This window comes from Moorena sp. SIO3B2 (assembly GCF_010692525.1).
Taxonomy (GTDB): domain Bacteria; phylum Cyanobacteriota; class Cyanobacteriia; order Cyanobacteriales; family Coleofasciculaceae; genus Moorena; species Moorena producens.
Window position 1 is genome coordinate 38,252 of the sequence record NZ_JAAHHE010000041.1, and the last position, 6,745, is coordinate 44,996.

Genomic DNA, 6,745 nt, shown 5'->3' on the forward strand with positions numbered 1-6,745 from the left:
CGAAAGTGTGGGATGACAACCAAGCCTTTGTTATTAGCCGTTATTAGCCTCAGGGTTTCCTTAAGACATCCATCTTGGTTGTGATTATCTCAGAAATACTACCTTATCCCAGACTAGATAAGCACTTCCCCGTGAGCATCCTGATGGATGGGACATTGTTTTAACTGTTGTCAAAGCGCATCTGACAGGCATTGAATCCCACAACCCCCTTACCGCTAGGAGGTGGGGCTTGAAGCCAGAATAATTAACCGGAATAATGAATCAGCTTGACTATTGCGTCACAATTAGGTTCAAGCATCACCAAATCAAATCTGGCATCTCCATATGGGATTACTATTTTACCCAAATTTGCGGAATTACAAGCAATCCCAGGGAATAATTTGGTAAAAGCAAAAATCTAGACTAGCGAGGTATTCAAGTGTCGCAATCCAAAGCAACTGTGCTAGTTACAGGGGGAGCCGGATATATTGGCTCCCATGCTGTATTAGCACTCTTGGCAGCTGGCTACAACGTGGTGGTTCTAGACAATTTAGTCTATGGTCATCGAGACATAGTCGAAGATGTTCTAAAGGTGAAGCTAGTTGTCGGTGATACCAATGACCGGGTATTACTCGACAATCTTTTTAGAGACTATGATATCAGTGCAGTAATGCACTTTGCTGCCTATGCCTATGTGGGAGAGTCGGTCACTGACCCGGCTAAATATTACCGCAATAATGTCACCGGGACACTAACACTCCTGGAAGCTATGGTAGCAGCATCAATTAAAAAATTAGTCTTTTCCTCTACCTGTGCTACCTACGGGGTACCAAAAACTGTACCGATTCCAGAAGATCATCCCCAAAACCCAATTAATCCCTATGGGGCGAGTAAATTAATGGTAGAGCGGATTCTATCGGATTTCCATACCGCCTATGATTTAAAATCCGTAACCTTCCGCTATTTTAATGCTGCTGGTGCTGACCCAGAGGGTAGGCTAGGGGAAGATCACACTCCCGAAACCCACCTTATCCCCTTAGTGCTGCTTACTGCTTTAGGTAAACGGGAGTCGATCTCCATTTTTGGTGCCAATTATCCCACAGCTGATGGAACTTGTATTCGGGACTATATTCACGTCAAGGATTTAGCCTCTGCTCATGTTTTGGGGTTGGACTATTTGTTAAAGGGTGGGGATAGTCAAATCTTTAACTTAGGCAATGGCAACGGCTTCTCAGTCAAAGAAGTGATTGAGGCAGCCAGATTTGTCACAAAACAAAACATCAAAGCTATAGAATGCGATCGCCGTCCTGGTGATCCGCCCGCTTTGGTCGGTAGTAGTGACAAAGCCAGAAAACTTCTGGGTTGGTATCCCCAGTATTCCGATATAAACACCATCTTATCCAACGCCTGGCAATGGCATCAGAAGCGCCATGGGTTCAAGGATGCTGGCCTTAGAGTTCCCGTCGCATAAAGGATTAAGGATTAAGAATTAAGAATGTTCGCCTTAGGCGTTCGGTGTAGGGTATGATTAAAAATTAACTATTATCGCCTAATCAAACTATGGAGTAGGCACATAGGGACAGCTTTACCAATTGGCTGGATGTACCGGTGCGCTTGACCTAGTCAAGCGCACCGCAATGGTCAACTCTTACGTCCGATACTTTTTAGCTACCAAAGTCTACCAAGATAGACCAAGGCTCGCCAAGGCAAGATGCAATAGCATCCAGGGGGTATCTCCCAAAGCTCTCGGGAATATCCCGCGAGCGCCATAAAAATGTCAAAAAAGTCTAACACCGGGATGTAACCGCAACTATCTTACCTTGGTTTTCGGCTTTAATTTAAGTTACATAATAATCCCTGTCGGTGTTACCATAATTTAAGTCTAACAAATAATAATAGTTTTTGGTAGACTCTGCGACATTTTCTCTAGCTGTTTACTAACCCTATGTTCCCTATGTTCCCTCTGTTTCCTTTCTTCCCTTTCTTCCCTATTTTCTAAATTTCCATCTACCACACCCCTGAAACGTTCAACGCTTTAGGGGTTAATGTCGGGTGCATCTCATATTTGAAAATTTTGCGTAGGGTGTGTTAGGGGAGCCTTCATTTTTCGCCTCGTAGTCAGGGTTTGGATAGCCCGCCCCGTAACGCACCACCGTGTCAAACAGCTTTTAGGAGATGCACCCTTAGTGTCGTTCGTCGATTTTTTGTTTGATTAGATTAGGGTGTGGAAAGCTTGATAGTTGATCACACCTGAGATTATAGCAGTTGAAACGGGAATACTGATTCTATGCGCCATTTTGCATTTCCCTGATTAAAGTGTTTATCTAGCAAAGTGTCAATCACCCCACCTAAATCGACAGGTAATGGTTGGTCTTCCTGAGATTTGACCCTTAGCACGCTTGGGTTTAGCTGGTAAGCACTTCCGAATAGCTCCCGAGTTGAGATTATCGGACAATTCCATAATTATGAGGTAAATTCAATTTTGTTACCCCGACTCCCGACTCCCGACTTCCTCTTTAGTGACCATTAGACCATTAGTAGGGTGGGCAAAGTAATCTAATCATGAATACTCAAAAGAATCAAATGGTTTTTGCCCACCCTACAAGCTCCTGACTCCCTCTGTCTTGACCATTAGTGCGTGGTAATTGGGACATCTTGCTAAACCCAAGGGGAGTAATAACTTTCACACGAGAGGTTGATCACCATGTATCGTGTACCAGTTTTATCAAAATCCGATGAACAAAAAAGTTTCCCTAGTTGTCAGTGACTTGTCCGGTGGTGGTGCTATCCGGGCATTTTTGCTCGGACAAGTCCTCAAAAAGCTCAACTATGCCATAGACATTGTGGGATTTATGTTTGGGAAGGAGTTATATGCCACTCCTCCTTCTGGTTTTACCATTACTTCCGTCCCTGGTGGTAAATATCCTGGAGTCTTAACCGCTGGCCGAGACCTGTTAAAAAAGATAGATGGCGATATTATCTATGCCGTAAAACCCAAACCCACCAGTTTTGGTCTGTCTGTGCTGAAAAAGTTTACTAGCCGTCGTCCAATCATTCTAGATATGGATGATTGGGAGCTAAGTTGGTATGGTGGGGACCAATGGCAGTATCGTCCAACCCTTAAACAGTTCGGTAGGGATATTATTACCAAAGATGGTCAATTGAGATATCCAGACCATCCCCTCTATATCAAATGGCTAGAAAACTTGGTCAATTATGCGGACGCTATCACTATAGATACTCAGTTTCTCAAGGAACGCTTCGGTGGTGTCTATCTATCCAATGGTAAAGATACCGATCTGTTTGACCCCGAGCACTATGACCCAGAACTGAGCAGGAAGCGTTATGGGTTATCGGAGTATCGGGTATTAATGTTTCCTGGTGCGCCACGACCCCACAAAGGAGTTGAAGATGTTTTAGTAGCGCTAGAGTATCTCAATCAGCCAGACTTAAGATTGGTGATTGTAGGAGGCAGTCCCTATGATGATTATGATCAACAACTGATCAAACAATGGGGACGTTGGATTCTTAAATTGCCCAGAACCCCAGTCGAAGAAATGCCAGAGGTCGTGTCAGCGGCTCATATTGTGGTGGTTCCCCAGCGAGATACTCTGGCGGCTAGAGCTCAGTTTCCTTTAAAATTGACAGATGGTATGGCAATGGCTAAGCCAGTTTTGTCTACCCGTGTTGGGGATATCCCAACAATTTTAGGTGATACCGGTTATCTGGTTGAGCCTAGTTCGCCACAACAACTAGCTGAGGGGATTCAACAGATATTTCAGAATCTAGATGTTGCCAATCATAAAGGACTTCAAGCCAGGGAGCTATGTGTGAAGTACCATAGTGTTGATGCCATGGCGGCAGTTCTTGCAGATGTTATTGCTGATTTATAATCTGCTAAGCTGTTCAACATATAATTTTGCTCACTAACTAACAGCTTTTTTGTTGACTGTTTATGCTTGAATGGAGCACCAGTAAGTCTTCCCCTATACCAACAGTCAACAGTCAACACTCAACAAGAAAAAAACAGTAATCATGTCTCCTAATCGATTACTCCTTAGCTACGCACTACGCCATCCTATCTTGATTGTATTGACTGTCCTGCTGGGATTTTCCAGTGCCATGTTTAATAGTGTCGGTACAACCATAATTGTGCCGTTAGTGCTGGAATTTTTAGGTCAAAAGAAACTAGAGTTAAGCAAAGCACCGCCTATCATTCAGAAAACCATGGCTCTTTTTGAGGGCTTTGAAGGGGGCGATCGCTTGCTGCTCATGGTACTGGTAGTTCTCTTAGCCATTGTCCTGAAAAATGTAGCTAACTATGTCAATATCTTAGTGTCTACCCATTTATCCAAAAAATTAATTAATACCTTTCGTAAAGAAGGGATAAAATTACTACTGGATGTGGATCTAGATTTTTATGCTAAGACTAAAATTGGTGATATTATAAATCGGATTAGTCAAGAAATTGGTCGAGCCGCTAATGCCATTAAAATTGCCATTCAATTATTTACGACGGTAATCACAATTTTTGTATTTGTATTTCTTCTAATCTCGATTTCCTGGCAACTCACTATTGCAACAAGTATTTTATTATTGGGCGTATTCATTATTAATCAAGTTTTTGTGAGGCGGTCTAAGCAATTTGGTAAAATTCTATCAGAAAAATCAAGAAAATATTCAGGTTCATTACTGGAAATATTAACGGGAATTAGGTTAATCAAATCAGTTAGTAATGAACAAGATGAATATCAACGGATTGAAAAAGTTATTGATGAACGTGAACAGGCTGAATTTCAATCCCAGGCTAATTTTGCGGCAATTAACCCCATTAATGAAGTCTCGGGAATATTGGCAATTTTAGCCATCGTCTTTGTGGGCAAAAATCTCCTGTTGCAAGATAGTTCAGCAGAAGAACTGGAAGCGATATCTACTGTTTTGGGGATTTATTTATTCTTACTATTCCGTTTGTTACCAGTAATCAGTCAGTTGAATGGGCAAAGAAGTCGGTTTGCTAATGTGTCTGCTAGTACAGCAATCGTGGCTGATTTTTTGCGGCGAGACAACAAACCGATCATGACCAATGGCAAAAATATCTACACAAAGCTATCCCAAGAAATTCGCATAGAAAATCTATCGTTTGCCTATCCTGGTCATGAGGATTTGGTACTCAATGGGGTGAATTTGTCGATTCCCAAAGGCACTACTCTGGCATTGGTGGGTGCTTCCGGTGCCGGTAAGTCAACTTTGGCAGATTTGTTGCCACGATTTTATGACCCAGTTGAAGGACGAATCACCATAGATGGCACAGATTTGAGGCAGTACGATATCCGTTCCCTCAGACAAGCGATGGGGGTTGTCAGTCAGGATACATTTTTATTTAATAATTCGGTGCGCAACAATATTGCTTATGGAATGAAAGATGTTACCGAGGCAGATATTATTGCAGCAGCGAAACGAGCCAATGCCTATGAATTTATCACTCAATTACCCCAAGGGTTTGATACCCAAGTAGGCGATCGCGGTGTACTCTTATCCGGTGGACAACGTCAACGCATGGCCATTGCCCGGGCACTGCTGCGGAATCCAGATATTTTAATTTTAGATGAAGCAACCAGTGCCTTAGATACGGTTTCCGAACGGCTAGTACAACAAGCTATTGATGAACTCTGTCGCGATCGCACAACGGTAGTGATTGCTCACCGACTGTCCACGATCCAAAAAGCTGATCAAATCGTGGTTATGGACAAAGGGCAAGTGGTTGAGATTGGCACCCATGAGGAACTGCTTAGGAAGGAGGGTTACTACTCTCGTTTGTACAAGATGCAGTTTGAGCACAATAGCAATGGAGAGGTTAAAAATGTCGTAAAAAAGGAGTTAGTCAAGACCTCCCATGAAGTGCGAACTCACCTGACCCCAATGATTGTTTGCTTGCAGTTAGTGGTGAATGACCTAGTGGATAGCCCTCAGGAACGTCAGGAATTAACTGAAGAAGCCTATCACTCAGCAGTTCGTCTGCTTAAAACCTTGGAGTATTTAGAAGAAAGCTCAACTATAAAATCAATAGCCTGATTTGTGATCCGTTTTATCGTAACCATTCAGCCATCAGCGGTCAGCCGTCAGCCCTGAGCCATTACCGTAGCGTGAGCTTTGGCCCAAAGCTAATAGCTAATAGCTGTTCGCGTAGCGTGCGCTACGCGAACAGCTATTAGATCTTTTTCTTATCCCGAACTGACCTGAGTTATAAGGGTTTGAGCTTGCTATTAAATGAATCTAGGGTTAATTTGGGACTGTATCTTCCCTAAGCTCATTTGCCTCAAAGCCTTATCTACTAAGCTTTTTAGGGCTGATGTCACCTAGTCAGCTTCCGCCTCTTAACCAACAGCAATAAAGCTGAAAGCACTATCTGCAAGACTATCGGGTGTTGAAGTTTCGCATACGAAGTAATAATCTTGAATGTCAACGACTGAAATAGACATTTGATAACTTTTCCAAGAATCCCCATAAATTGTACAGGTTACTCCAGGAATTTGTGCAAATTCCTTATCAAAGGTTATCTCGTAAGTCCCTGTCCGCCCTTTTTTAACTTTGAAGCCTTCACCAGATAAAATACCGCCGTGTGTCTTAACAACACCGAATAGACCTCTCCAAAAACTTGAAACTTTCTCAGGCACTGCTTTTCAGCGATCAAATTGACCAAGTCAATTTTACGTTGAATTAACGCTATAATAAGCTTAAGAAGCTATTGATGTTAATTTAGCACTAA

General features: G+C 42.7%; 4 protein-coding genes. 3 read left to right on the top strand and 1 reads right to left on the bottom strand.

The features are described from left to right. Positions 1-418 precede the first annotated feature (418 nt). The 3 genes from galE to F6K38_RS12790 all read left to right on the top strand — a co-directional run bounded on the left by galE (position 419) and on the right by F6K38_RS12790 (position 6,051). The gene (gene galE / locus F6K38_RS12780) at positions 419-1,450 is read left to right on the top strand and encodes a UDP-glucose 4-epimerase GalE (protein WP_044495096.1); all 1,032 of its coding nucleotides are present in this window, start codon (positions 419-421) and stop codon (positions 1,448-1,450) included. 1,264 nt (positions 1,451-2,714) lie between these two features. Continuing rightward, positions 2,715-3,872: a glycosyltransferase family 4 protein gene (locus tag F6K38_RS12785; protein WP_044495134.1), complete on the top strand. Its 1,158-nt coding sequence runs from the start codon at positions 2,715-2,717 to the stop codon at positions 3,870-3,872. 142 nt (positions 3,873-4,014) lie between these two features. Continuing rightward, positions 4,015-6,051, top strand: a complete 2,037-nt coding sequence (locus F6K38_RS12790; RefSeq protein WP_287356691.1) for an ATP-binding cassette domain-containing protein — start codon at positions 4,015-4,017, stop codon at positions 6,049-6,051. A 302-nt stretch (positions 6,052-6,353) separates the two neighbouring features. Here F6K38_RS12790 and F6K38_RS12795 read toward each other — a convergent pair whose 3' ends face one another. Continuing rightward, complete coding sequence (locus tag F6K38_RS12795) at positions 6,354-6,653, bottom strand: hypothetical protein (protein ID WP_287356693.1); 300 nt, start codon at positions 6,651-6,653, stop codon at positions 6,354-6,356. Between the last annotated feature and the right edge of the window lie 92 nt (positions 6,654-6,745).

Coding starts and splice junctions, on each gene's coding strand:
- F6K38_RS12790 (WP_287356691.1), top strand. CDS start 4,015: ATGTCTCCTAATCGATTACTCCTTAGCTACGCACTACGCCATCCTATC.
- F6K38_RS12785 (WP_044495134.1), top strand. CDS start 2,715: ATGAACAAAAAAGTTTCCCTAGTTGTCAGTGACTTGTCCGGTGGTGGT.